The 1264-nt window shown below is 76.5% G+C and carries 2 protein-coding genes; both read right to left on the reverse strand.

From position 1 onward, the window contains the following. Positions 1-400 (reverse strand): FAD-binding protein (locus tag GTW08_RS24230; protein ID WP_161152583.1); only part of this gene is annotated, 400 nt, incomplete at its 3' end. Positions 401-1069: 669 nt separating this feature from the next. Continuing rightward, positions 1070-1264 (reverse strand): hypothetical protein (locus GTW08_RS24235; protein ID WP_161152584.1); only part of this gene is annotated, 195 nt, incomplete at its 5' end.

A 1264-nucleotide genomic window follows, 5' to 3' on the forward strand; every position in this document is an offset into this window, starting at 1 on the left:
CCAACCGGACGGCCCGGACCTGGCCGGACAGCGAGCCCTCCGCGGGGGCGCCGCCGTACATGCCCAGCCCGGTGGCGCCGCCGATGGTGGCGCGGGGCGCGTCGGGCACGGTGGCCAGCGCCCGGCCGGCGGCGGCGAGGGCGACGCAGAGGTCCGCGACGGTCTCCCCGGCCCGCACCCGCACGGTGTCCTCGCCGATCTCGACGACGCCGGTCAGCGCGGACACGTCGAGTAGTACGTCATCGGTCCGGACGAGGGGTCCCGGGGCGCGGCCGCCGGCACCGGTGGGGCGGACGGTGGCGCCCCGTTCCGCGGCCCGTCGCACGGCCGTCACGACGCCGGCCTCGTCGAGCGGGCGGTCGGTGCGCCGGGGGCCGGTCGCGGCGGGATCGGTGCTCATCCCTCGCAGGGTAGAACGCCGAGGGTCACCGTGCGGAACGATTCGAGTACGCGTCGCGGCGCGTCGTACGGCCGTCCGGTGGGACGGCGGTGAACGTGGTGGCGGGTGTGCCGGACGGGACGGCGAAACATGCAGCGAATGCCCTCTTGTGACCCGGACGGCCGCCCGATACGGTCACACTCCGTGGCGATCATGTCGCCACGCGAGTCCGGGACGAGGATGTCCCGCACTCGGCCCCGTCGCCCTGCCCGGAACCGCGCTCCCCACGGCTCCGGTCGGCGCCGACGGCGTCACCGGTGTCGCGCGCGCCACGCCGGTGGCCTCCGCACGCGCGAGGGCCGGGTGCGGTGGTCGGCTCCCTCCGACCATCGCCCCGGCCCTCGCCTTGCGTGCTGACGACCCAGCTCCCCAGCCGGTCGTCACCTCATCCCGCGGTCCCAAGGTGTGTCCGCGGGATGTTCTGGTGCATCCTCGGCGCTCCCGGTCCCCACCGGTCCTGCCGTGCGGCCGTACGCCTGTGGCGTGCGGTTACTCCCCGGGACGCTCCGGGGGTGTCGTGGTTGCCTCGCGTACCGATCCGGTCCCGAAAGGGTGCCGAACGGCCGTACCGCGCCGCCCGTGCCGGCGGAGCGACCGGGCCGGATACCCGTCCGGTCGCTCGGACGCCGCTCAGGCCGTGCGGGTCAGCCGGTGCCGCCCGGCACCGCCCAGCAGATCGGCGATCGCGGCCCGGTCCGCGGCGCGCTCGGCGTCGCGACGACGGCGCAGCATCACCATGGCGGCGTCGCCCGGTGTGTTCCAGGCGCCGTCGTCCTGCTCCTGCGGCGCGTGGCCGAGCGGCTGCGCCGGGACCGGTGCGACCTC

This window comes from Pseudonocardia sp. SID8383, from assembly GCF_009864975.1.
Taxonomy (GTDB): Bacteria; Actinomycetota; Actinomycetes; order Mycobacteriales; family Pseudonocardiaceae; genus Pseudonocardia; species Pseudonocardia alni.